Genomic DNA, 24,576 nt, shown 5'->3' with positions numbered 1-24,576 from the left:
CATCTGGAGGTCTCATGAAATTGATGCAAACCGCGCTCGCTGGCGTTGCTGGCGCGCTCTTCGCGATCGCAGCCCACGCTGCTGACATCACTGGCGCGGGCAGCACCTTCGCAGCACCGATCTACACGAAATGGGCGGACGCCTATCAGAAGTCGGGCGGCGGCAAGGTGAACTATCAAGGCATCGGTTCGTCGGGCGGTATCAAGCAGATCGTCGCCAAGACGGTTGACTTCGCAGGTTCGGACGCGCCCCTGAAGGACGACGAGCTGGCCAAGCAGGGCCTGTTCCAGTTCCCGACGGTGGTGGGCGGCGTCGTGCCGGCGATCAACGTGCCGGGCATCAAGGCTGGCGAACTCACGCTGTCGGGCGAAGTGCTCGGCGACATCTACCTCGGCAAGATCAAGAAGTGGAATGATCCGGCCATCGCCGCGCTGAACCCGAAGGTCAAGCTGCCGGATCTGGACATCGCCGTGGTTCGCCGCGCCGATGGTTCGGGCACCAGCTTCATCTGGACGAACTACCTCTCGAAGGTCAACGCCGAGTGGAAGAGCAAGGTCGGCGAAGGCTCGACGGTCAACTGGCCGACGGGTACGGGCGGCAAGGGCAACGACGGCGTCGCAGCCTTCGTTCAGCGTCTGCCGGGCTCGATCGGTTACGTCGAGTGGGCATACGCCAAGCAAAATCACATGGTCTACACTGCCCTGAAGAATGAGTCGGGCACGGTCGTCGAGCCGGGCACGGACACGTTCAAGGCCGCTGCTGCTGGCGCAGACTGGAAGAAGTCGTTCTACCAGATCCTGACGAACGAGCCGGGCAAGGATGCATGGCCGGTCGTGGGCGCCACGTTCGTGCTGTTGCACACGGCACAGGACAAGCCGGACCAGGGCAAGGAAACGCTCAAGTTCTTCGACTGGGCCTTCAAGAACGGCACGCCGGCTGCTGACAGCCTCGACTACATCTCGCTGCCGCAATCCGTTGTGAGCGAGATCAAGACGCAGTGGAAGGAAAAGGTCAAGGACGCCAGCGGTAAGGCCATCGCCGAGTAAGGCGAAGGCGGTTTGACCGTGTAGCGCTACGGGCCGCCGCGACATCGCGTGCGGCCCGTGCTGCTTCCTGGTCATTCGTTATGCATCCGTAATCAGGTTGCAAAATATTCGTAAATCACCCGCTACGATGTACCGCCCTTGGGCAGCGTACCGGCCGCCTGGCCGGGCCCTGGCGGCAATCGGTTTCAGAACCGCATCAACGTCGTGAGCCTCGCGCTCGCGGCAACTGGAAACAGGTCACCATGTCCGACGTCCCGCTCGTCTCGAACCCGCCCGGCGGCAACGCGCAGCAACAGGCGCCCAGCCCGGCAGGGGACATCATTTTCGGCGGCCTCGCGCGCGGCGCCGCCATCGTCACGTTGTTGCTGCTCGGCGGCATCATCGTGTCCCTGCTCGTCGCCTCGATGCCGACGATCCAGAAGTTCGGCCTCTCGTTCCTCTGGACGGCCGACTGGGATCCACCCAGCGATCAGTTCGGCGCGCTGGTGCCCATCTACGGCACCATCGCCACGTCGATCATCGCGCTTGTCATCGCTGTGCCGGTGAGCTTCGGCATCGCGCTGTTCCTCACTGAACTCTCGCCCGCCTGGCTGCGCCGCCCGCTGGGCATCGCCATCGAACTGCTGGCCGCGATCCCGTCGATCGTCTACGGCATGTGGGGCCTGCTGGTGTTCGCGCCCATCTTCGCGCAATACTTCCAGCGCCCGCTCGGCCATCTGCTGGGCAACGTGTGGCTGATCGGCCCGCTGTTCCAGGGCCCGCCGATCGGCATCGGCATCCTGTGCGCAGGCGTCATTCTCGCGATCATGATCATTCCGTACATCGCCTCGGTGATGCGCGACGTGTTCGAAGTCACGCCCGTGCTGCTCAAGGAATCGGCATACGGCATCGGCTGCACGACCTGGGAAGTGATGTGGAAGATCGTGCTGCCCTTCACCAAGACCGGTGTGATCGGCGGCGTGATGCTGGGCCTTGGCCGCGCGCTCGGCGAAACCATGGCCGTGACCTTCGTGATCGGCAATACGAACCTGCTGGACAACGTCTCGCTGTTCTCGCCCGGCAACAGCATCACTTCGGCGCTCGCCAACGAATTCGCCGAGGCGAGCCCGGGTCTGCATACCTCGGCCCTCATGGAGCTCGGCCTGATTCTGTTCGTGATTACCTTCATCGTGCTGGCGATCTCGAAGGTCATGCTGCTGCGCCTTGAAAAGTCGGAGGGTGCGCGATGAGCGAGCCAATGCTGAAAATTCCCGGAGCGATCCACGGCTCCGAGCTCGACAAGATGCGCGGCAAGCTGCAAAGCCGCCGCCGCGTGACGAATGCGATTGCGCTGACGATGTCGCTGGCCGCGATGGCCTTCGGTCTGCTGTGGCTCGTCTGGATTCTCTACACGACGCTCTCGCTCGGTGTTGGCGGTCTGTCGGTCGAACTGTTCACGCAGTCGACGCCGCCGCCGAACACCGATGGCGGTGGTCTGGCCAATGCGATCGTCGGCAGCCTGCTGCTGGTGGGCATCGCCACGGCCGTGGGTACGCCGATCGGCATCCTGGCAGGCGTGTATCTCGCCGAGTATGGCCAGAAGGGCTGGCTTGCGAGCGTGACGCGCTTCATCAACGACATTCTGCTGTCGGCGCCCTCGATCGTCGTGGGTCTGTTCGTCTACGCGCTGGTGGTGGCGAAGACGGGCCACTTCAGCGGCTGGGCCGGCGCGATTTCGCTCGCGCTGCTGCAGATTCCGATCGTGATCCGCACCACCGAGAACATGCTCAAGCTGGTGCCCAACGCACTGCGCGAAGCCGCTTTCGCACTCGGCACGCCGAAGTGGAAGATGGTGCTGTCGATCACGCTGAAGGCGTCGATCGCCGGGATCGTGACGGGCGTGCTGCTCGCGATCGCCCGTATCGCCGGCGAAACCGCGCCGCTGCTGTTTACGGCGCTGTCGAACCAGTTCTTCTCGGCGGACATGAATCAGCCGATGGCCAACCTGCCGGTCACGATCTACAAGTTCGCGATGAGCCCGTTCTCGCAGTGGCAGTCGCTTGCGTGGGCCGGTGTGTTCCTGATTACGCTGGGTGTGCTGGGTCTGAATATCCTTGCACGCACCATCTTTTCGAAAAAGTAAGGGCGGAGTCCATCCGATGAATATGGCAGAGAGTCACCTCAACACTACCGCGCCGTCCGGCTTCGACCCCGCCCAGGGCAACCGTGGCGCCATGTCGTCGCGTCCGAAGATCGAGGTCAAGGATCTCAACTTCTTCTACGGCAAGTATCACGCGCTCAAGAACATCAACCTGCAGATTCCCGAAGGCAAGGTGACGGCGTTCATCGGCCCGTCGGGCTGCGGCAAGTCCACGCTGCTGCGCACCTTCAACAAGATGTACGCGCTCTATCCGGAACAACGCGCCGAAGGCGAGATCCTGATGGAAGGCGAGAACCTGCTGACCACGAAGCGCGACATCTCGCTGCTGCGTGCGCGCATCGGCATGGTGTTCCAGAAGCCGACCCCGTTCCCGATGTCGATCTACGACAACATCGCGTTCGGCGTGAAGATGTTCGAAAAGCTGTCGCGCCCGGAAATGGACGACCGCGTCGAATGGGCGCTCACCAAGGCGGCGCTCTGGAACGAAGTGAAGGACAAGCTTGGCCAGAGCGGCTACGGCCTCTCTGGGGGACAGCAACAGCGTCTGTGCATCGCGCGCGGTATCGCGATCCGTCCGGAAGTGCTGCTGCTCGACGAACCGTGCTCGGCGCTCGACCCGATTTCCACCGGTCGTATCGAAGAACTGATCGCCGAACTCAAGAGCGATTACACGGTGGTGATCGTCACCCACAACATGCAGCAGGCTGCGCGTTGCTCGGACTACACTGCGTACATGTATCTCGGCGAGCTGATCGAATTCGGCGACACCGAGAAGATCTTCATCAAGCCGGTCCGCAAGGAAACGGAAGACTACATCACGGGCCGCTTCGGCTGATCCGTCTGGTAGCACATTAAGCGGAAGGGAGAAAAGACATGTCCGACAAGCACCTGTCCAGCCAGTTCGACGCCGACCTGAACCTCATTTCATCGAAGGTTCTGGAAATGGGCGGCCTCGTGGAGTCGCAGATCATCACGGCGATGCAGGCCCTGAACGAATTCGACGGCGAAGCCGCCGAGCGCGTGATCGCCGCCGAAGACCGCCTGAACACGATGGAAGTCGAGATCGACGAAGAGTGCAGCAACATCATCGCGCGCCGTCAGCCGGCCGCGCGCGACCTGCGCCTCGTGCTGGCGATTTCGAAGACCATCACGAACCTCGAACGCGCCGGCGACGAAGCCGAAAAGATCGCCAAGCGCACCAAACGCCTGATGGAAGATGGCAATTCGCGCGCGGTCAACATCGCCGAAATCAAGGTCTCGGGCGAGATGGCCGTGTCGATCCTGCGCCGTGCGCTGGACGCGTTCGCGCGTCTGGACACAGTCGCCGCCGCGCAGATCGTGCGCGACGACAAGGCCATCGACGAGGAATTCCGCGCCTTCGTGCGCAAGCTGGTGAGCTACATGATGGAAGACCCGCGCACGATTTCGGCGGGCCTCGACTATCTGTTCATCGCCAAGGCGATCGAGCGCATCGGCGACCACGCGAAGAACATCGCCGAATTCATCATCTACATCGTCAAGGGCACCGACGTGCGGCACAAGTCGCGCGACGCGCTCGAACGCGAAGCACTGAGTTAAGTGATTGCCGGGGTGGTGTGGAATCGCGCTTTCAAGGCGCTTTTTCACGTCGAGTTCTGAAATCGATACCGCCCCGACATTTTTGTCATCCGTATAAACAGGTCTTAAGGTCAAGAGGTGCCGATGCCTAGCAGCATTCTCGTCATCGAAGATGAGCCCGCCATTTCCGAGCTGATCTCGGTGAACCTGCAGCACGCAGGTCATTGCCCGATCCGCGCCTACAACGCGGAGCAGGCGCAGAATCTGATCAGCGACGTGCTGCCCGATCTCATCCTGCTCGACTGGATGCTGCCGGGCAAATCGGGCGTGAATTTCGCGCGCGATCTGCGCAACAACGAGCGCACGAAACACATCCCGATCATCATGCTGACCGCCCGCGGCGACGAGCAGGACAAGGTGCTCGGCCTCGAAATCGGCGCCGACGACTACGTCACCAAGCCGTTCTCGCCCAAGGAGCTGATGGCGCGCATCAAGGCGGTTCTGCGCCGCCGTGCGCCGCAGCTCACGGAAGATGTGGTGGCGATCAACGGTCTCAAGCTCGATCCGGCTACGCACCGCGTGGCGGCTCATGCGGAAGGCTCGGAGATCAAGCTCGATCTCGGCCCGACCGAGTTCCGCCTGCTGCACTTCTTCATGACGCACCCGGAGCGCGTACACAGCCGCACGCAGCTGCTCGATCAGGTCTGGGGCGATCACGTGTTCGTGGAAGAGCGCACCGTGGACGTGCATATCAAGCGTCTGCGCGCCGCGCTCAAGCCGGCTGGGTGCGATGCTATGATCGAAACGGTGCGCGGCAGCGGCTACCGGCTCGCGAAGAGCGCCTGATTGCACTTGCCGCCGAGCTGATTTACCGTCGTCACACGCTGGCGCTGTGCGAGACGCAGCGCCGGTGCTCCGAATCCGCAGCGCCCCGGTACGGACTGTCACTCTCTTCGAACGCAGGAACATGAACATCATCTGGGCGCGCGCCCTCGTATCGATTGTGCTGCTCGCGCTCGTCTGCACGGGCGTCGGCGCGTTAGTCGGCGTCAAATTCGGGCTGGCCCTCGCCGTGGTAGCGCTGGTCGGCCAAATGGTTTTCAGCACCTTCCACAAGCAGCGTCTGTGGCGTCTGCTCGATGCGCCCGTCTACGGCGAAGTGCCGAGCGCGCCCGGCGTGTGGGGGGAAATCTACTACCGTCTGCACAAGCTCGCGAAGCGCTGGCATGCCCAGGTCCGCCAGGTCGAGCAACAGCATTCGCGTTTCATCCAGGCCATCCAGGCGTCGCCCAATGGCGTGGCCATGCTCGACGATCACGATCAGATCGAGTGGTGCAACGCCATTTCCGAAGTGCATTTCGGGCTCGACGCGAAGCGCGACCTGCGCCAGCACATCACCCATCTGGTCCGTCAGCCCGACTTCGTGCGTTATCTGAATTCGCACGATTACAAGGACATGCTGATCATGCGCGGCATGGGCGCGAAGCGCCAGAACGTGCTGTCGGTGCAGGTGTTTCCGTACGGCGATAACCGCAAGCTGGTGCTCTCGCAGGACATCACCGAACTCGAACGCACGGATGCGATGCGCCGCGACTTCGTAGCCAATGTCTCGCATGAACTGAAGACGCCGCTCACGGTGCTCTCGGGCTTTCTGGAGACGATGCGCGAGCTGCCGCTTTCGGAAGAAGAGCGCATGCGCTACTTCGATCTGATGGAGCAGCAGGCTTCGCGCATGCGCCACATCGTCACCGATCTGCTGGTGCTGGCCAAGCTCGAAGGCGAAGCGCGCCTGCCGGGCGACCAGATCATCGACATGCGCGCGGTGCTGGGCCATGTGCGCGAGGATGCGGAAAGTCTCTCGGGCGGCCATCACATCGTCACTGCCGATTTCGACGATGGCCTGAGCGTGACCGGTTCGGAAACCGAAGTATTGAGCGCGCTGGGCAATCTCGCGACCAATGCGGTGCGCTATACGCCGGAGGGCGGCCGCGTGCAATTGTCGTGGCGTCTGGAAGGCGCCAACGCGGTGTTCTCGGTGACGGACAGCGGCTATGGCATCCCCGCGAGCGACATTCCGCGTCTCACGGAGCGTTTCTATCGCGTCGATCGCAGCCGTTCGCGCGATACGGGCGGCACCGGTCTGGGCCTCGCGATCGTCAAGCATGTGCTGCAACGCCACGACGCGGCGCTCGAGGTGAAGAGCGAGGAAGGGCGGGGCAGTACCTTCACGGTGCGTTTCCCGGCCGCTCGCACGACGCGGCGACAACCCGCGCCGGCCTGAGTTTTACCGCCAGGTTTTAATGCATAAAAAAGCCGCTTCGTCCTGATGACCGAAGCGGCTTTTTCGCATCCAGCGCCCTTGAAACAGGCGCTGGACAGCACGACGCGCATCAAGGGCAGAACTTCGTCAGCAGGCTCATCTGCGCATTGCGGATCGCCTTGCCCGCGCGGCGGCGCTTGTAGTGGCCGTCGCTTTGCATGAGCCACGCCGCCTGGTTGTCGCCAAGGAAGCACGACAGACCTTCGGCGATCACGCGGCGCTTCAGACGCCGATCGTGGATCGGGAACGCCACTTCGACGCGGCGGAACAGGTTGCGGTCCATCCAGTCGGCGCTCGACAGATAGACGTCTTCCTTGCCGCCCGCATAGAAGTAGTAGATGCGATGGTGTTCGAGGAAGCGGCCGACGATCGAGCGCACCGTGATGTTCTCGGACAGGCCCGGCACGCCCGGCTGCAGTGAGCACACGCCGCGCACGATCAGATCGATCTTCACGCCCGCCTGCGATGCTTCGTACAACTCGTCGATCACCGTCGGTTCGAGCAGCGCGTTCATCTTCGCGACGATGCGCGCCTTCTTGCCTTCGCGCGCGGCCCGCGCTTCCGCGCGAATCGCTTCGACGAGTTTCGGATGCAGCGTGAACGGCGATTGCCACAGTTCGTTCAACTGCAGTTCGCCGCCGATGCCGGTGAGCTGCTGGAACACATGGTGCACGTCCTCGCACATCCTCGGCTCCGACGTCATCAGACCGAAGTCGGTATAGAGGCGCGCGGTGCGCGGGTGATAGTTGCCGGTGCCCAGGTGGACATAGCGGCGCAGCTGCATGCGGCCGTTCACGGCGGTGCGCCGCACGATCAGCATCATCTTGGCGTGGCATTTGTGGCCCACCACGCCATACACCACATGCGCGCCCACGGCTTCGAGCTGGGACGCCCAGTTGATGTTGGTCTCTTCGTCGAAGCGCGCGAGCAGCTCCACGACCACCGTGACTTCCTTGCCGTTGCGCGCGGCCTGCATGAGCGCGTCCATCAGCGGCGAATCGGTGCCGGTGCGGTAGATGGTCTGCTTGATGGCGACCACGTTCGGATCGTTGGCGGCCTGCAGCAGCAGTTCCAGCACCGGCTGGAAGCTTTCGTACGGATGATGGAGCAGCACGTCGCCCTGATCGATCACGTCGAACATGCTGCTGTTCGCGGCGATGCGCTGCGGAATCGACGGGACGTGCGGTACGAACTTCAGGTCCGGGCGGTCGACCATCTCGGGCAACTGCATCAGGCGCACGAGATTGACGGGGCCGTCGACGTAGTAGCAGTCCTTCTCATCGAGGCTGCTTTCGTCGAGCAGACGCTGGACCAGATGCAGCGGCGTTTCCGCCGACACTTCCAGCCGCACCGCATTGCCCAGATGGCGCGCGGGCAGTTCGCCCTGCAGCGCCACTCGCAGATTGGTGATTTCGTCTTCATCGACAAACAGTTCGCTGTTGCGCGTAATGCGGAACTGGTTGCAACTGCGCACCACGAGGCTCGGGAACAGTTCGCCCACGAAGCGCTGCAGCAGCGAGCCGAGCAGCACGAAACCATGCTGGAAGCCCGACAGTTCCTGCGGCATGCGCACGAGTCGCGGCAGCGCGCGCGGCGCCTGCACGATGCCCATCACGGCCTGACGACCGAAGGCATCCTTACCTTCGAGTTCGACCACGAAGTTCAGGCTCTTGTTGAGCACGCGCGGGAACGGGTGAGCGGGATCGAGCCCGATCGGCGTGAGGACCGGCAGCAGTTCGTCGAGGAAGTACTGGCGCGCCCAGTTGGTCTGCGCTTCGTTCCAGACATCGGTGCCGTGGAAGTAGATGCCTTCCTGTTCGAGCGCCGGCAGCACGGTGTCGTGCAACATGCGGTACTGGCGATGCACGAGGCGCTGCGCGCGCTCGACCACGAGGTCGTAGACGTGCTGCAGCGACATGCCGTCGGGCGAGAGTGCGCCCGGGTTGTCGCGCATCTGCTCCTGAAGCCCGGCCATGCGGACTTCGAAGAATTCGTCGAGGTTGCTGCTGGTGATGCAGATGAAGCGCAGGCGCTCCAGCAAGGGAACGGATGGGTCGGCGGCCTGTGCGAGCACACGCTCGTTGAATCCCAGAATGCCCAGTTCGCGGTTAAGGAGGGGATAGCGGATGGACATTGGTATTGAAAGCGGAATTTCAGGGGATGATTCGAACGGACGCTCGGAAATTCTCACAGTAATGTGACTTTATTGTGAAATTGAGTGTGTCATAAATTTTACGCTGCCTTTTCACACTTCCGACACCTTGCCAATTAAAGATGCACACTGGGTTAAGGTGTCCGCAAAGGGCGTTCCTTGCCATTCACTGACGATAACCTTCGCGAGAAGCGCCATGGGGAAGTCGGGTACGCTTAAAATGGCATATTTGGATGACGCGGCCACCGCTCAGAGAGCCAGGATGGCCGCGTTCGCACGCATGGAGCCCGCACCCTCGATGGTCACCAATCCGCAACTGCTTGCCGCCGTCGATCTCGGCTCGAACAGCTTTCGTCTGATCGTCGGCCGGGTCGAGGAAACCGACGCCGGCAGCCAGATCTATCCGGTCGATGCCCTGCGCGAACCCGTGCGGCTCGCCGCGGGCCTCTCGAAGGACAAGATGCTCGACCGCGCCTCGCAGGTGCGCGGCTGGGATGCGCTCAAACGCTTCGGTGAGCGTCTGCGCGATTTCCACCCGGATCACGTGCGCGCCGTCGCCACCAACACGCTGCGCGTCGCCAAGAACGCCCGCGAATTCCTTGGCGAGGCCGAAAAGGCGCTGGGCTTTCCGATCGAAGTGATTGCCGGTCGCGAAGAGGCGCGTCTGATTTACGCCGGTGCGGCACATTCCGTGCCCGCGAGCGCCGGCAAGCGCTTCGTGGTGGACATCGGCGGCGGCTCGACCGAGTTCATCATCGGCTCGCACTACACGCCGATCCGCATGGAAAGCCTCTACATCGGCTGCGTGAGCCATAGCCGCCAGTTCTTCCCGGCGGGCAATGTCGACGAATACACCATGCGCCAGGCCGAACTGGCTGCCTCGCGCGAAATCCAGATCATCTCCGCCGACTATCGCAAGACCGGCTGGGATCAGGCGATCGGCTCGTCGGGCACGGCGCGCGCGCTCGCCGAACTGGTCGAGGCGAACGGCTTCAACGATCCGGGCATCACGCACGGCATCTCGCGTGGCGGTCTGGAGCGCCTCAAGCGCGCGCTGATCAAGGCGGAGAACGTCAACCGCCTGAAGCTCGTCGCGCTCAAGCCCGATCGCATTCCGGTGCTGGCGGGCGGTCTGTCGATCATGATCGCGGTGTTCGAGGAACTGGGCATCGACTACGTCGACACCACCGACGGCGCACTGCGTCTGGGCGTGCTGTACGACCTGCTGGGCCGCTCGCAGCACGAAGACATGCGTACCGTCACGGTGGAAGGCTTCATGCGCCGCTACGGCGTGGATCGCGCCCAGGCGGGCCGTATCGGCGAACTGGCGATGAGCTTCTACGACCAGTTCGAGGAAGCCGATGCAGAGCGCCGCGAAGAAAACCGCATGTTCCTGAGCTGGGCGGCGTCGCTGCACGAGATCGGTCTGTCGATTTCGCACAGCGCGTATCACAAGCACTCGGCGTACATCGCCAGCAACGCCGACATGCCGGGCTTCTCGCGCACCGATCAGGCGCGGCTGGCCGCGCTGGTGCTGGGCCATGTGGGCAAGCTCGGCAAGCTCTCGCAGACGCGCGACGTGGAATGGCCGCTGCTGTTCTGCCTGCGCCTGGCCGCGCTGCTGAGCCGCCGTCGCGCCGATGTCGGCCTGCCGAAGATCACCGTGGTGCAGGAGCACAACGGCTACGAAGTCATCCTGCCCAACGCGTGGGTGCAGAACAATCCGCTCACCGACTATAACCTCGTCCAGGAAGCGGCGGAGTGGGGCAAGATCGGCATTCCTTATCGCGTGGTGTATTCGGACGAATAAGCCGACGAGTTTGGCTTGATCCAGAAACGACAATGCCCGGCCTGAGCGCCGGGCATTGCTTTTGAGGCCTGCGTTGCTGCCCAGGCCTCGGATGTGGATTAGCGGCCCGCTGCGTCGCCCAGGAAGTGGCGCGCGTATCGTTCGTTGATGTCCGAGAGGCGGAACAGCGTGAGGAAGTCGGCGGTATTGAAATCGGGATCCCAGGCCGGTGCGCCGCAGATCTTCGCGCCCAGGCGCAGATAGCCCTTGATGAGCGGCGGCGGCACGGCCGACGCGCCGGTGCGCAGTTCCTCGACGGGCAGCGGCGTGTGCGGGAACGCGCGGTATTCGGGGTCCGTCAGCGCGCTTGCACCCAGCGAGCTGTACAGGTTGGCCGCGTAGTGGCCGCCGTCGACCATCGCCACGCTAGCGCAGCCCAGCATCGTCTCGTAGCCGTTGTGCTTCATGTAGGCGCCCAGACCGCCCCACAGCGACATGATGACCGAGCCGCTGCGGTAGTCGGGATGCACGCACGAGCGGCCCACTTCGACCATCTTCGGGCGCAGATGCGCCAGACGCGAGACGTCGAATTCGCTTTCCGCGTACAGGCGGCCGATGCGCGTGGCCTGGTGCGGCGGCAGCACGCGATAGGTGCCGACGACCTTGAGCGTGTCGAGGTCGCGCACCAGCAGGTGATCGCAGTAGTTGTCGAAGACGTCGACATCGAGGCCCGCCGGGCCTGACAGACGTGCGCCCATTTCCTCGGCGAACACGCGGTAGCGCAGACGTTGCGCCTCGCGCAGTTCTTCGTCAGTGCGAGCCCAGGTTACCTGCAGCCGGTGCTGCGGGGTGACCGTTTCTTCGGCACGCGGCAGACTCCGGGTCGACTCGAAACTGCTCAAGGCGAACGGCAGGGAGGGCGTCGGCAGATCTCGCATGGGGCGTCCTGTCAAAGGTAAAGGAACTTTCCCGGCAATGTAGTAAGCCGGGGTTACGGTTCCATGAAAACGCAATGACGATTCGATGACGCGCTGTAAGCCAGCTGGGGCCGGAGCACGGCTGCCGCCCGCGCGAGGCTTGCTGGGCGGGCGTGTGTGCGTTCGCGAGGGAGGCCAGATGCACGCCGCACGGAAGGCGGCGCGAGGTGTGGGGGCGATGCGACGCGGGCTGCTTTAAACGAGCTCGGGTGTGATGGCGGCGAACAGGACGGCTTCGCCGTCGCCGTTGCGCTCGCGGCTCTTGATCCAGTAGACGCCCGACTTTTTGACGGGCCAGCTGCGGCGCACGCTGCCGTCGCTGTTCGTTTCGTTGCCCAGCAGCGTGGCCAGCACCTCGCCAAGGGTCGGCTGATGGCCGACCACCACCACGGTCGAGGCGATGCCCTCGGGCCAGCCAGCGGCCTCCAGCACGGCTTCGACGCTGGCGTTGGGGGCGATCTCGCGCACCACGCGGTATTGATCGGTGAGCGCTTCGGCGGTCTGCATGGTGCGCGCGGCGGGACTCGCCAGGATCACGGCGTCTTCGGGCAGGCGCGTGCGCAGCCAGCGCGCGACATTCTGGGCCTGCTTGCGCCCGCGCGTGGTGAGCTGGCGGGCGAGATCGCTCGCGGCGATCTCCTCGGCTTCGGCGTGGCGCCAGAGGATGAGGTTCATAAGCGGCTCTCCTGGAGGGATGGCGTCATTGTAGGAGGAGGGCAAGGCCGGGCAGTGTCAGGCATTCCCCTCGATTCCTGCGTTCTCCTCGTTGCGCACGGATCAGGCCGCGCCGCCCGACACCATGTCGAGCGCCACCGCCTGCGCCACTTCGATGCCGTCGATCGCCGCCGAATAGATCCCACCGGCATAGCCCGCGCCTTCGCCGGCCGGATACAGCCCCTCGACGTTCATGCTCTGGTAGTTGTCCTTGCGGCGAATGCGCAGCGGCGACGACGTACGCGTCTCCACGCCGGTCAGCACGGCGTCGTGCATGGCGAAGCCGTTGATCTTCTTGTCGAGCTGCGGCAGCGCTTCGCGGATCGCTTCGATCACGTAATCGGGCAGCGCCGTGCTCAGATCGGTCGGCGTCACGCCCGGCTTGTACGACGGCACCACGGAGCCCAGCGAGGTCGACGGCCGCCCAGCGATGAAGTCGCCCACCAGCTGGCCCGGCGCCTGATAGTTGCTGCCGCCGAGTTCGAACGCGCGCTCTTCCCACTTGCGCTGGAACGCGATGCCGGCGAGCGGGCCGCCCGGATAATCCTCAGGCGTAATGCCGACGACGATGCCCGCATTCGCGTTGCGTTCGGCGCGCGAGTACTGGCTCATGCCGTTGGTGACCACGCGACCCGGCTCCGAAGTGGCCGCGACCACCGTGCCGCCCGGACACATGCAGAAGCTGTAGACCGCGCGGCCATTGTTGGCGTGGTGCACGACCTTGTAGTCGGCTGCGCCCAGCTCCTTGTGGCCCGCGAACTTGCCGAAGCGGCTGCGATCGATCACACCCTGCGGATGCTCGATACGGAAGCCCAGCGAGAACGGCTTGGCCTCCATGAACACGCCGCGCTCGTGAAGCATCTGGAACGTATCGCGCGCGCTGTGGCCGACAGCCAGTACGACGTGATCGCACGGCAGCGTCTCGCCGTTCGAGAGCTGGAGCGCGCGCACCTTGCCGTTTTCGATCTCGATATCTTCGACGCGGGTTTCGAAGCGCACTTCGCCGCCCAGTTCATGGATGGTGGCGCGCATCTTTTCGACCATGCTCACGAGACGGAACGTGCCGATGTGCGGGCGGCTCAGATACAGGATGTCTTCCGGCGCGCCGGCCTTGACGAACTCCTCCAGCACCTTGCGGCCGTAGTGGTGGGGATCCTTGATCTGGCTGTAGAGCTTGCCGTCCGAGAACGTGCCCGCGCCGCCTTCGCCGAACTGCACGTTCGATTCCGGGTTCAGCACGGATTTACGCCACAGGCCAAAGGTGTCCTTGGTGCGCTCGCGCACGGCCTTGCCGCGTTCGAGGATGATCGGCCTGAAACCCATCTGCGCGAGGATCAGCCCCGCGAACAGGCCGCACGGCCCCATGCCGATCACCACCGGACGCGGGCGCGTCGAATGTTCCGGCGCCTTCGCCACGAACCGGTAGGTCATGTCCGGCGTCACCCCGCAATGCGGCTTGCCGGCGATCTGCCTGAGCACCTTCGCCTCGTCCTGGACCTCGATATCGACGATATAGGTCAGCTTGATATCCGAGCGCTTGCGGGCGTCGTGCGCGCGGCGAAAGACGGTGTAGCGGATGAGCGCGTCTTTCGCTACGCCGAGGTCCGCAAGGCGTCCCCGAATCGCGGCTTCAAGCTCGCTTTCGGCGTGGTCGAGGGGGAGTTTGACTTCGGATAGACGTAACATGGGTGCCAGGGTGCGGTCGCCACGGGAATCGTGGCCGATCTGTATTTTATAAGCTCGCCGGCTGGATCCGCCGGTGGCCCAGCGGGAACGAAGCCGGCCGTTTGCTTGAGGCCGTTTGCTTGAACTTTGTCTGGCGGGAAGCAGCCGGGCAAGGCTGCGCCTGGGCGTGCTTTCCGCGTTTCTCCGGGCGAGGTCCGAGGTTGATGGCGACCGGGCGGGAGAAAATGAAAAAGGGGCTACAGGCCAATGGCGTGTAACCCCTCGGTATTGCTGGTCGGAGCGATAGGATTCGAACCTACGACCCTCTGATCCCAAATCAGATGCGCTACCAGGCTGCGCTACGCTCCGACGAATCGTGGATTGTATCGTCTCTTTGCGAGCCGCGTCAAATGGGTTTGCATCGGGCGGTTTTTATACGCTCAATGCACCGAACCCGTCCCCCAAAAACCTCCTTCCAGGAAACCTCCTGAATACTGTATAAATATACAGGGTGGCGTTGTCGCTCGATGCGACGATGCCTCGTCCTCGTCATGCCCCATCCAGCGTTGGGCAGGGCTTCCTGTTTTCTTTTTTCAGAGCGCGATCATGGCAGCAGCACTCCAGCTAGCGGCAACACTGCCGCCCCGGCTGCAAAGCCGGATCTGGCAGGGCAATCAGCTTGGGGGCGCGGGCATGCGCACGGTGTCGAGCGGCCATGCCGCGCTCGATGCGCTGCTGCCCGGCGCGGGCTGGCCGTCGGGCAGCCTGACCGAGCTGCTGGTGGAGCAGGGCGGCATCGGCGAGATGCGTCTGGTTGCGCCTGCGGTGCGCGCGCTCACCGCACAGGGGCGATATGTGCTGCTGGTCGCGCCGCCGTGGCGGCCCTATGCGTGCGCACTCGAAGCGTGGGGGATCGCGCTCGATCGCCTCGTCTGGATCCGCGCGGGCGAGGACAAAGCGCCGTGGGCCGCCGAGCAGGCGCTCAAGCAGGACGGCATCGGCGCGGTGATGCTGTGGCAACCGAAGGCGCGCGCCGACGTGCTGCGCCGTCTGCAGGTCGCCGCTCAGGATTCGCAGGCGCTGGCCTTTCTGATGCGAGCGCCAGCGGCGCGCAGCCAGTCGTCGCCCGCGCCGCTGCGCATGGTCTGCACGCCGGTGCCGCCGCCCGTAGCGGATACGCGTCTGAATCGCCGCGAATGGATGCAGCACACCGGTGTCTGCATCGATATTTTCAAGCGCCGCGGGCCGCCGCCCGCCCAGCCACTCGTCGTCACTTTGCCGCTGCAGGAGTCGGTGCTGCCCCAGCCGGGCGCAGCGCCGGTCATGCCGTGGCCCGGGATCAATCATGCTGTGGATCGCCGTCACCTTGCCGTTGTTGCCGCTGGAGGCCGTCAGGCCGCCGCTTCCGTCGCCCGGGTCGTGTGAGGGCGAGACGCGGGTTGCAGGGCAGAGCGATGCAGGCCAGCCCGAACGCTGCTACGCGCTCGCCGATCACGCGCGCATCCTGATCGCCGATCGCGATGCGTTTCGCCTGGGCGTGCAGCCTGGCAGCGCGCGCGCACACGCTCTCGCGCTCGCGCCAGGCCTCGTGCTGCTCGAACCGGACGCGGCGTGCGAAACGCGCGCGTTCGAGGCGCTCGCGCTCGCGTTGCTCGCCTATACGCCGAAGGTCTCGCTCGCGCAGGCGCAGCAGTCGCCTACGCTATTGCTCGAAGTCGGCTCAGGCTTGCGCCTGTTCGGCGGCGTGCGTGCGCTGCTCGCCAGGGTCAAGGCCACGGTGGCCGGCTGCGGCCACGCCGCGCGCATCGCCTGCGCGCCTACCGCGTGGGGCGCGTGGACGCTGGCGCAGGCGCATGCAAGCGCAGGCGCGCATGCTGTGCGGCGCTTCCACGTGCTCAAGGACAGCACGCTCGCGCGCGCACTCGACGCCTTGCCGGTCACGCTCGCGCCGTTCGCCGCGCAGCACGAACATGCGCTCACGCAGATCGGCTGCGCGACGCTGGGCGACCTGCGGCGCCTGCCGCGCGACGGCATCGTGCGCCGCTTCGGCGATGACGTGCTCGTGTGGCTCGCGCAGGCGCGCGGCGAGACGCCCGATCCGCGCGCGTGGTTCGCCGCGCCGCCGTCGTTTCATGCGTCGCTCGAATTGCAGGCGCGCGTGGAAAGCGCCGAAGCGCTGCTGTTCGCCGCGCGCCGTCTCGTGCTGCAGCTGGCGGGCTGGCTCGCCGTGCAATATGGCGCGTTGAGCGGCTTCGAGCTGCGTCTGGAGCACGAACTGGCGTCGCGCCATGCGCCGCGCACGTCGAGCTTGCGGCTCACGTGGGCTGCGCCTTCGCGCGACGCCGACCATCTGCTGTGGCTGCTGCGCGAAAAGCTCAACCAGACCGAGTTGATTGCGCCCGTGATCGGCCTTGCGCTGGTCGCCGATCAGGTGTGCGAGTACGCGCCGCCCACCGACACGCTGTTCCCCTCGCCCGAGGCGTCGGATGCATCGCTGGCGCAGCTGTTCGAGCGCATCGGCGCGCGTATTGGCGAGCAGAACGTGTTGCAGCTGTTCGTCGAGGACGACCATCGGCCCGAGCATGCGATGTCGGCGCGAACGTATCGTGCACCTGCGCGGGCACCCGCGCGCCGCCAGGCCCCGCGCAAATCGCGCAAGTCGAGTGTGCAGGCCGCGGCACAGGAAGACCGCGCGCCGGTGCAGAGCGCCTTCGATCTGCCTGAAGTGCCGTTGCCGGCTCAGCCGCGTCCGGCGTGGCTGCTCGAAAAGCCGCTCAGGCTGGCCACGCGCGACGACCGGCCGGTGTATCGGCGTCCGCTCAAGACGCTCACGCGCACCGAGCGCATCGAGGCGGGCTGGTGGGACGGCGAGGGCGTCGGGCGCGATTACTACGTGGCCGCCGACGACCAGGGCCGCATGTTCTGGCTCTACCGTGAGCGCATCGGCGGCCAGTGGTATCTGCAGGGCTTGTTTGGCTGATTTTCTGAACGCGTCATGTCTAATCGTGGAGCGGGCGCCTCGTTGCCCGCGCAACCATCACCGGCGCAGTTGCCGGAGTATGCGGAGCTGCACTGTCTCACCAACTTCACGTTCCTGCGCGGCGCGTCGCGCCCGAACGAGCTGGTCGAGCAGGCGATCCAGCACGGCTACAGCGCGCTCGCCATCACCGACGAGTGCTCGTTCGCGGGCGTCGTGCGCGCCTGGAGCGCGCTCAGGGATTTCGACGAGGCGCGCCGCAAGGCCCACGAAGCCGACGCGCGCGCCACGCCCTTCGTCCCCTCGCTGCAACTGCTGATTGGCAGCGAACTGAATCTCGTCGATGAAAATAATGAGCCGTTCTGCACCCTCATCGCGATCGCGATGAACCGCGAGGGCTACGGCAATCTCTGCGAGCTGATCACGCTCGCGCGCTCGCGGGCGGACAAAGGCCACTACCGCCTCCATCCCGCGGATTTCACCGATCCGCAGGCCCATCTCACCGATCCGCAAGCCGATTTCACGCATCTTCGCCATCTGCGCGACTGCGTGCTGCTGCTGGTGCCGCAGCGCACCGCCACGCTCGCGCAGACGCTGCGCGCCGCGCACTGGCTCGCGGGCTTCGCGAGCGGGCGCGCGTGGCTCGCGCTCGAACTCTGGCAGGCCGGCGGCGACGATACGCAGATCGAAGTGCTGCGCCACGTCTCGCAGGAAAGCGGCTTGCCGCTCGTCGCGGCGGGCGGCGTGCTGATGCATGCGCGCTCGCGCAAGCCCTTGCAGGACACGTTGAGCGCGGTGCGCATCGGCAAGCCGCTCGCGTCGTGCGGGCGGGCGCTGGAGCCGAATGCGGAACGTCATCTGCGCTCGCGCGTGCGGCTGAGCGCGCTCTATCCGCGCGATACGCTCGATGCGACGCTGGAGGTCGCGCGCCGCTGCACCTTCGACCTGGGCGAACTGGCCTACGAATATCCCGAAGAGCTGGTGCCCGCCGACGAGACGCCCGCCACCTGGCTGCGCAAGCTGGTGATGCAGGGCGCGGCCGAGCGCTGGCCCGACGGCATGACGACAAAGCGCGAAAGCCAGATCGAGCAGGAACTCACGCTCATCACCGAGCTGAAATACGAGAAATACTTCCTGACCGTACACGACATCGTGCGCTTCGCGCGCGAGCAGAAGATCCTCTGCCAGGGGCGCGGCTCGGCGGCCAATTCGGTCGTGTGCTTTTGCCTGAAAATCACCGAAATCGATCCCGTGCGCATGAACATGCTGGTCGCGCGTTTTCTGTCACGCGCGCGCAATGAGCCGCCGGACATCGACGTCGATTTCGAGCATCAACGCCGTGAAGAAGTCATTCAGTACATCTACCGCAAATACGGCACGCGCCGCGCCGCGCTGGCGGCCACGCTCATCACCTATCGCTCGCGCAGCGCGCTGCGCGATGTGGGCAAGGCGCTCGGGCTCGACCACACGCTGGTCGAAAAACTCTCGGGCGCGCATCAGTGGTGGGACGGTCCCGATTCGATCGCGCATCATCTGCAGGAAGCGGGTTTCTCGTCCGATTCGCCCGTCACGCAGCAGTTAATCCGCCTCACGCGCGAGTTGCGCGGTTTTCCGCGCCATCTCTCGCAGCACGTGGGCGGTTTCGTGATCGCGCGCGACAAGCTCTCGCGGCTCGTGCCGATCGAGAACGCGGCCATGAAAGACCGTTACGTGATCGAGTGGGACAAGGACGATATCGATGCGCTGCGTCTGCTCAAGGTGGACGTGCTGGCGCTCGGCATGCTTTCGGCGATCCGGCGCTCGCTCGAATTCGTGGCGCTGCGGCGCGGGTTGCCGCAGTTCGGCGTAAAGGACATTCCGATCGAAGACCCGGCCGTCTACGCAATGTGCAGCCACGCGGATACCGTCGGCGTATTCCAGATCGAGTCGCGCGCGCAGCAGAGCATGTTGCCGCGCCTGCGCCCGCGCACCTATTACGACCTCGTGATCCAGGTGGCGATCGTGCGGCCCGGGCCGATCCAGGGCGACATGGTGCATCCGTATCTCAAGCGCCGGCATGGCGAGGAGCGCGTCGAGTACGCCAGGGACGAACTGCGCCCGGTGCTCGAACGCACGCTGGGCGTGCCGATCTTCCAGGAGCAGGTGATGCACCTGGCGATGGTCGCCGCCGATTATTCGGGCGAGGAAGCCGACAAGCTGCGCCGCGCGATGGCGGCGTGGCGGCGTGACGGCAATCTGAAGCCGTATCAGGAGGATCTGAAGAACCGCATGATGGCGAAGGGGTACCTGGAAGAATTCGCCGATCGCATCTGCGCCCAGATCGAAGGCTTCGGCGATTACGGGTTTCCGGAAAGCCATGCGGCCAGTTTCGCGCTGCTCGTCTACACGAGTTCGTGGCTCAAGCGCTACGAGCCCGCCGCGTTTCTGGCGGGGCTGCTTAACAGCCAGCCGCTGGGCTTCTATTCGCCTTCGCAACTGGTGCAGGATGCGAAGCGTCACGGCGTGCCGGTGCGCGCGCCCGATATCGCGATCAGCGCATGGGAGTCGGTGCTGGAAGTGCGCAGCAAGCCGGGCGTGCGCCTGGACGACGACACGGCGCGCGTGCGCCGCACGCGGGTGGCGCATTACCGTGCGCGTCTGCAGGCCGCCGTGGCGCGCCGCGGCGTGCCGCGCTTGCGCGAACTGATGCGCCGTCATCGATGCATCGAACGCCTGCGCGCCGCGCAAGCGCCGCAGCATTACGGCAGCGGCGGCCCGGCGGTGCGGCTGGGCTTCAGTCTCATCAAGGGCTTTTCGGAGGATGCCGCGCGGCGCGTGATAGCGGCGCGTGCGCAGTCGCCGTTCGCCGATGTCGATGACCTCGCGCGCCGCGCCGCGCTCACGCGCCGCGAACTGGAGGCGCTGGCAGGGGCCAATGCGCTCGCGAGCATCGCGGGCCACCGGCGCGAGGCGTGGTGGGCCGTGACCGCGCAGCATGCGGTGCCCGCGCTACTACGCGACGCGCCCGTGGCCGAGGCGCGCATCGATCTGCCGCGCGCGTCAGAAGGCGCGGAAATCGTCGCCGATTACGCGAGCCTGCGCCTCACGCTCAATCGCCATCCGCTCGAACTGCTGCGCGATGGGCTGGCGAAACAGCGTTTTCTCAGCGCGGCGCAACTGGCGCTGTACCCGCACGGCAAGCCTGCGCGCGTATGCGGCATCGTCACGGTGCGGCAGCGGCCCGGCACGGCCAAGGGCACCATCTTCGTTTCGCTTGAGGATGAAACCGGCTCGGTCAATGTGATCGTGCACGCGGCGCTGGTGGAGAAACAGCGCAAGGAATTGCTGGGCGCGTCGCTGCTGGCGGTGGCGGGTGTGGTGCAGCGCGAAGGCGAGGTCGTGCATCTGGTCGCGAAGCGGCTGGAGGACCATAGCCGTCTGCTCGGACGTCTGGCGACGCAGAGTCGCGATTTTCATTGAGCGTGGGCAAGGGCGCGCGGCCCTGGGTGTGCCGCGCGCCAGAAAGGCTTATGCCCGCGGGTGTTGCGCCTCGAAGGCGTCGAGCACGGCGCGGATGCCCGCATCGAAGGGAGTGCGGCGGCCGATGCCCAGCGCTTCCAGCCGCCCCGAATCGAGATGGCAGTCGCGCGGGCGCGGCGTGGCGTCGGCGGGTTCGGTCTGCGCGATCAGGTTCGCGTCGATGCCGAGCGCACGCGCGATGCGCTGCGCGATTTCGTACTTGGTCATCGGCTCGTCGCCGGACCATTGCGCGATCCCGCGCACGGCGTCGCCGTCGGCGCAGCGTGTGAGCAACTCGCGGATCACGAGGGCCACGTCGGGCGTGAAGGTGGGATAACGCGTGGCCCACGCATCCATCAGGGCAGGCTTGCCGTCCTTCTGCGCGGCAGCGCGGATCGCTGGCACGAGGCTCGTCACCGCCGATTCCTGCCAGCTTACGATCGGCCCGTAAAGCAGCGGCAGACGTAGCACCAGGGCGTTGCCGGTGGCGTCGAGCAACGCACGCTCGCCTTCGAGCTTGCTGCGACCGTAGGCGTTGAGCGGATTCGGCGTGGACTCGGGCAGATAGGGCGGCGCGCTGCCGTCGAACACGTAGTCGGTGGAAATCGACAGCACCCACGCGTTGCGCGCCGTTGCCGCCGCTGCGAAGTGGCGCACCGCGTCGACGTTGAGCGCACGCGCCGCAGCGGGATCGTGCTCGCACACATCGGGGCGACGCTCGGCGGCGGCGATCACGATCGCATCCGGCGCTTCGCGCGCCACGAAATCAACGACCGCGCGTGCGTCGCGCACATCGAGCGCGACCTGCTGCGGACCGACGCGGCTGAAAGCCGTCTGCACGACCTGCCAGCCGGTTTGCGTCTGAAGCTCACGCACGAGCGCGCGGCCGAGCAGACCGGATGCACCGACGATGGCGACCTTGAACATGGCGCGCGCCCCGTGTCAGGCCGTGGCCGTGACGGTGTAGCCGGCTTCGTCGATGGCGGCCTTGAGCACCTCGGCGCTCTGGCTCGATTCGACGCTCACGCGGCCCGTGGCCAGATCGACCTGGACCTTCGCGGCGGCGTCCTGCTCGTGGATCGCGCGCGTGACGGCGCCGACGCAGTGCTGGCAGCTCATGCCTTCGACGTTGAACTGGATCATGGTGAATTCCTTTTAAAGAGAACGGAGGAAAAAGCGTCGCCCGATTATGCCAGCGGAGTTCCGGCGGTCCGGCGTTCCGGCTGACGGGGCGAGGCGGCTGACGGGGCGAGGCGGCTGACGGGGCGAGGCGGCTGACGGGGCGTTCCGGCTGACGGGGCGAGGCGGCTGGACCTTCCCATGATGGGAAGGTGTAGCATCAGAAAATCGGCAAATGGAAGGAGAGCAGCATGAATATCGGCGAAGCGGCGCGCGCCTCGGGCGTTACGGCGAAAATGATCCGCTACTACGAAAGCGTGGACCTGATCGCGCCCAAAGCACGCACGGAGTCTGGCTACCGCGTCTACGGCATGGAAGAGGTGCACGCGCTGCGCTTTATTCGCCAGGCGCGGCGGCTGGGTTTTCTCGTCGACGATATCCGCCGGCTGCTGGCGCTGTGGCACGACCGCTCGCGCGCCAGCGCCGAAGTGAAGGCCATCGCGCTCGAACATGTGGCCGAACTCGACCAGCGTATCGCCGAACTCACGCAGATGCGCGACACGCTGCGCCATCTTGCGGCGCATTGTCACGGCGACGACCGTCCGGACTGTCCGATCATCGAAGGCCTTGCTGACCCGGATCGGGTTGCACATGTTGCCGAAGTTTGAGGTTGCGCAAATCTTCAGCAAAAGGTGCAACCCGTGCGCGCAGCAGATCGCAATTTTTGCCGTTTTGTGCACCGTGATGGTGCGTAAAACGGCATGAATCGCGAGAGTTTTGCGTATCGTCCTGATAATTTGCCGACAAATCATGATGTTGCCAAAGATTTCGCTGTGCACCATTCCAGATTGGAATGCACTGCATGCGAGCAATTCACTGGAAAAGTTGGGTGCAACCGTTATAATGCGGGTTATCCCTTACGAGGGTAATCCCTGATGCAAATCCACCGGGGATAGATCCCGATCCTTGGAGAACACCATCATGTTTGCGTACTTCCTCGAAAAGCTGAGCACCTGGTTCGAAACTGCAGAACGTCGCCGCCGCGAAACGTATCTCGCCTCGTCGGCCGACATCGTGCAACTCGAACAGCGTATCCGCTCGCTCGAATCGAACGGCTACTCGCTGTAAGCAGTCCACCGGCCCGCGTCACACGGCGCATCAAGGCCGCCGACTTGCCTCAAGCCCCGCATCTCGCGGGGCTTTGTCGTTTCTAGGCCGGATTTCCGTATGCCTTGTAGTCTGAACCTTGCCACCACGCTAAGGTAAAGTCCTTTTTGCGATTAGCCGACAACACGTAGGTAAGCACGACCGCTCGCGTCGCACATTCTCTCCGGGGGCTTTACATGGCGTCAGACCGCTTTTTCCGACCAACGCTGGCCGCTGCTTTGATGGCAGCCGCCGTGGCGCTCGCAAGCGCAGGCGCACACGCGGCGGGCAAGCCGTTGATTCTGGATACGGAAACGGGGATCAACGATGGGCAATCGGGCACGGTGCTGCAGACCGCGCCGCTCTCGCATCAGCCGATGGTGCAGATGCAACAGTTGCCCACGCTCGATGGGACGCCCGCGAACGGCTCGCAGCCGATCATCGTCGCGCCTTATGTGGAAGTGCCAGGCGGCGGCGGACGACCGCCTCATCCGCGGCCCATGCAACAGCAGTATTCTCCGCAGCAGTACGTCCCTCAGCAATACGCGCCGCAGCAGTAAGGCGCAGGGATGGCGACGCTCAGTCGCCGCGCGATTCGATCTTGAACTGCGCGCCGTCGTCGATGCCGAGCGTCTTGACGAGGAACGGCATGGTTTCCTTGAGCGACGCCGAGAGCGTGTAGGGCGGGTTCAGGATGAACATGCCGCTGCCGAACAGCCCGAAGCCGTCCTTGGGCGGATGGCTGACCGACAGCGAAACGTGCAGCCAGTTCTTTTCCTGCAGGCGCTTGAGCTGGTCCGGGAAACGCTGCGACTCGGGGCGCGTCACCTGCGGATACCAGACCGCGTAAGTGCCGGTGGCGAAACGTTCGAGACTTTCTTCCAGGCATCTGATCGTGCGCGAATAGTCGCGCTTGTCTTCGAACGACGGATCGATCAGCACCAGCGCGCGGCGCGGCGGCGGGGGCAGCAGCGCCTTGATGCCGTCGAAACCGTCACCGGGATAGATCATCACGCGGCGGCCCGCGTCGCGAAAGCGATGACGCAGCACGTCGATCTCGGTGCTGTGCAGCTCGAACAGGCGCATGCGGTCCTGCTCGCGCATCAGACGCCACGCCAGATAGGGCGAGCCGGGGTAGAAGCGCAGATCGCCGTCCGGATTGAGCGCCGCCACTTCGTCGACGTACTCCGACAGCATTTCGGGCAGATCCGTGCGGCCCCACAGCTTGCCGATGCCGGTATCGAATTCGGCGTTTTTGGTCGCGTAGCCTTCGCGCAGCGCGTAGGCGCCTGCGCCCGCGTGGGTGTCGATATACCAGTACGCCTTGTCCTTCTTGCCGAGATAGTTCAGCAACTGCACGGCGACGGCGTGCTTGAGGACATCGGCGTGATTGCCGGCGTGAAAGGCGTGACGGTAGCTCAGCATGATGGGGCCAAAGGCAAGCCCGGGCGGCAGCGAACCCGTGTGGAGTCGCGC

21 protein-coding genes and 1 tRNA gene are annotated in these 24,576 nt (G+C 64.9%); 14 read left to right on the top strand and 8 right to left on the bottom strand.

Annotated elements, in window-relative coordinates:
• The first annotated feature begins 14 nt into the window (after window positions 1–14).
• The 7 genes from pstS to phoR all read left to right on the top strand — a co-directional run bounded on the left by pstS (window position 15) and on the right by phoR (window position 7,024).
• Window positions 15–1,046, top strand: coding sequence for a phosphate ABC transporter substrate-binding protein PstS (gene pstS / locus F4827_RS00355; RefSeq protein WP_183721095.1), 1,032 nt, complete (start codon window positions 15–17; stop codon window positions 1,044–1,046).
• 242 nt (window positions 1,047–1,288) lie between these two features.
• On the top strand, window positions 1,289–2,275 hold the full coding sequence (gene pstC / locus F4827_RS00350) for a phosphate ABC transporter permease PstC (RefSeq protein ID WP_183721098.1): 987 nt from the start codon (window positions 1,289–1,291) through the stop codon (window positions 2,273–2,275).
• Window positions 2,272–3,168 (top strand): phosphate ABC transporter permease PstA, encoded by an 897-nt coding sequence (gene pstA, locus F4827_RS00345; protein WP_183721101.1) that lies wholly within the window; start codon window positions 2,272–2,274, stop codon window positions 3,166–3,168. The genes pstC and pstA overlap by 4 nt, the downstream gene beginning before the upstream one ends.
• A gap of 16 nt (window positions 3,169–3,184) precedes the next feature.
• On the top strand, window positions 3,185–4,021 hold the full coding sequence (pstB, locus tag F4827_RS00340; protein ID WP_027817260.1) for a phosphate ABC transporter ATP-binding protein PstB: 837 nt from the start codon (window positions 3,185–3,187) through the stop codon (window positions 4,019–4,021).
• 38 nt (window positions 4,022–4,059) lie between these two features.
• A complete protein-coding gene (gene phoU / locus F4827_RS00335; protein ID WP_167059141.1) occupies window positions 4,060–4,764 on the top strand; it encodes a phosphate signaling complex protein PhoU in 705 nt (234 codons plus the stop codon).
• 123 nt (window positions 4,765–4,887) lie between these two features.
• The gene (gene phoB, locus F4827_RS00330) at window positions 4,888–5,589 is read left to right on the top strand and encodes a phosphate regulon transcriptional regulator PhoB (protein WP_027817258.1); all 702 of its coding nucleotides are present in this window, start codon (window positions 4,888–4,890) and stop codon (window positions 5,587–5,589) included.
• A 121-nt stretch (window positions 5,590–5,710) separates the two neighbouring features.
• A complete protein-coding gene (phoR, locus tag F4827_RS00325; protein WP_183721104.1) occupies window positions 5,711–7,024 on the top strand; it encodes a phosphate regulon sensor histidine kinase PhoR in 1,314 nt (437 codons plus the stop codon).
• Between the two features lie 109 nt (window positions 7,025–7,133).
• On the opposite strand, the gene ppk1 is transcribed toward phoR, so the two are convergent.
• On the bottom strand, window positions 7,134–9,197 hold the full coding sequence (gene ppk1 / locus F4827_RS00320) for a polyphosphate kinase 1 (RefSeq protein ID WP_183721107.1): 2,064 nt from the start codon (window positions 9,195–9,197) through the stop codon (window positions 7,134–7,136).
• 238 nt (window positions 9,198–9,435) lie between these two features.
• On the opposite strand from ppk1, the gene ppx reads away from it, so the two are divergent.
• Window positions 9,436–11,025: an exopolyphosphatase gene (ppx, locus tag F4827_RS00315; RefSeq protein ID WP_183721110.1), complete on the top strand. Its 1,590-nt coding sequence runs from the start codon at window positions 9,436–9,438 to the stop codon at window positions 11,023–11,025.
• Window positions 11,026–11,123: 98 nt separating this feature from the next.
• Here ppx and F4827_RS00310 read toward each other — a convergent pair whose 3' ends face one another.
• From F4827_RS00310 to F4827_RS00295, 4 genes are all read right to left on the bottom strand, one after another.
• Window positions 11,124–11,942: a GNAT family N-acetyltransferase gene (locus F4827_RS00310; protein WP_183721113.1), complete on the bottom strand. Its 819-nt coding sequence runs from the start codon at window positions 11,940–11,942 to the stop codon at window positions 11,124–11,126.
• Between the two features lie 234 nt (window positions 11,943–12,176).
• Entirely contained in the window at window positions 12,177–12,656 is a 480-nt protein-coding gene (gene sixA / locus F4827_RS00305) for a phosphohistidine phosphatase SixA (RefSeq protein WP_183721116.1), read from the bottom strand.
• Window positions 12,657–12,758: 102 nt separating this feature from the next.
• Window positions 12,759–14,381 (bottom strand): NAD(P)/FAD-dependent oxidoreductase, encoded by a 1,623-nt coding sequence (locus F4827_RS00300; protein ID WP_183721120.1) that lies wholly within the window; start codon window positions 14,379–14,381, stop codon window positions 12,759–12,761.
• Between the two features lie 271 nt (window positions 14,382–14,652).
• A tRNA-Pro gene (locus tag F4827_RS00295) sits at window positions 14,653–14,729 on the bottom strand.
• A gap of 237 nt (window positions 14,730–14,966) precedes the next feature.
• Here F4827_RS00295 and imuA point away from each other — a divergent pair.
• The 3 genes from imuA to F4827_RS00280 are packed head-to-tail and all read left to right on the top strand — an operon-like array spanning window position 14,967 to window position 20,796.
• Window positions 14,967–15,785, top strand: a complete 819-nt coding sequence (imuA, locus tag F4827_RS00290; RefSeq protein ID WP_183721123.1) for a translesion DNA synthesis-associated protein ImuA — start codon at window positions 14,967–14,969, stop codon at window positions 15,783–15,785.
• The gene (locus tag F4827_RS00285; RefSeq protein WP_183721126.1) at window positions 15,706–17,340 is read left to right on the top strand and encodes a DNA polymerase Y family protein; all 1,635 of its coding nucleotides are present in this window, start codon (window positions 15,706–15,708) and stop codon (window positions 17,338–17,340) included. The genes imuA and F4827_RS00285 overlap by 80 nt, the downstream gene beginning before the upstream one ends.
• Window positions 17,341–17,355: 15 nt before the next feature.
• Complete coding sequence (locus tag F4827_RS00280) at window positions 17,356–20,796, top strand: error-prone DNA polymerase (RefSeq protein ID WP_183721129.1); 3,441 nt, start codon at window positions 17,356–17,358, stop codon at window positions 20,794–20,796.
• Between the two features lie 48 nt (window positions 20,797–20,844).
• Here F4827_RS00280 and F4827_RS00275 read toward each other — a convergent pair whose 3' ends face one another.
• Window positions 20,845–21,762 carry an SDR family oxidoreductase gene (locus tag F4827_RS00275; RefSeq protein WP_183721132.1) on the bottom strand — a complete coding sequence of 306 codons (918 nt, stop codon included), beginning with the start codon at window positions 21,760–21,762 and terminating at the stop codon, window positions 20,845–20,847.
• Window positions 21,763–21,777: 15 nt separating this feature from the next.
• A complete protein-coding gene (locus F4827_RS00270) occupies window positions 21,778–21,978 on the bottom strand; it encodes a heavy-metal-associated domain-containing protein (protein WP_183721135.1) in 201 nt (66 codons plus the stop codon).
• A gap of 227 nt (window positions 21,979–22,205) precedes the next feature.
• Between F4827_RS00270 and cueR the strand changes: the two genes are divergently transcribed.
• The 3 genes from cueR (at window position 22,206) to F4827_RS00255 (ending at window position 23,660) form a co-directional block, all read left to right on the top strand.
• On the top strand, window positions 22,206–22,622 hold the full coding sequence (cueR, locus tag F4827_RS00265; protein ID WP_183721138.1) for a Cu(I)-responsive transcriptional regulator: 417 nt from the start codon (window positions 22,206–22,208) through the stop codon (window positions 22,620–22,622).
• Between the two features lie 313 nt (window positions 22,623–22,935).
• Complete coding sequence (locus F4827_RS00260) at window positions 22,936–23,082, top strand: DUF3563 family protein (RefSeq protein ID WP_183721141.1); 147 nt, start codon at window positions 22,936–22,938, stop codon at window positions 23,080–23,082.
• 260 nt (window positions 23,083–23,342) lie between these two features.
• Entirely contained in the window at window positions 23,343–23,660 is a 318-nt protein-coding gene (locus F4827_RS00255) for a hypothetical protein (protein WP_183721145.1), read from the top strand.
• Between the two features lie 19 nt (window positions 23,661–23,679).
• Here F4827_RS00255 and F4827_RS00250 read toward each other — a convergent pair whose 3' ends face one another.
• Window positions 23,680–24,525: a 23S rRNA (adenine(2030)-N(6))-methyltransferase RlmJ gene (locus tag F4827_RS00250; RefSeq protein ID WP_183721148.1), complete on the bottom strand. Its 846-nt coding sequence runs from the start codon at window positions 24,523–24,525 to the stop codon at window positions 23,680–23,682.
• Window positions 24,526–24,576 lie beyond the last annotated feature (51 nt).

Source organism: Paraburkholderia bannensis (assembly GCF_014200455.1).
Lineage (GTDB): Bacteria > Pseudomonadota > Gammaproteobacteria > Burkholderiales > Burkholderiaceae > Paraburkholderia > Paraburkholderia bannensis_A.
This window is presented reverse-complemented; position numbering and strand designations above follow the sequence as displayed.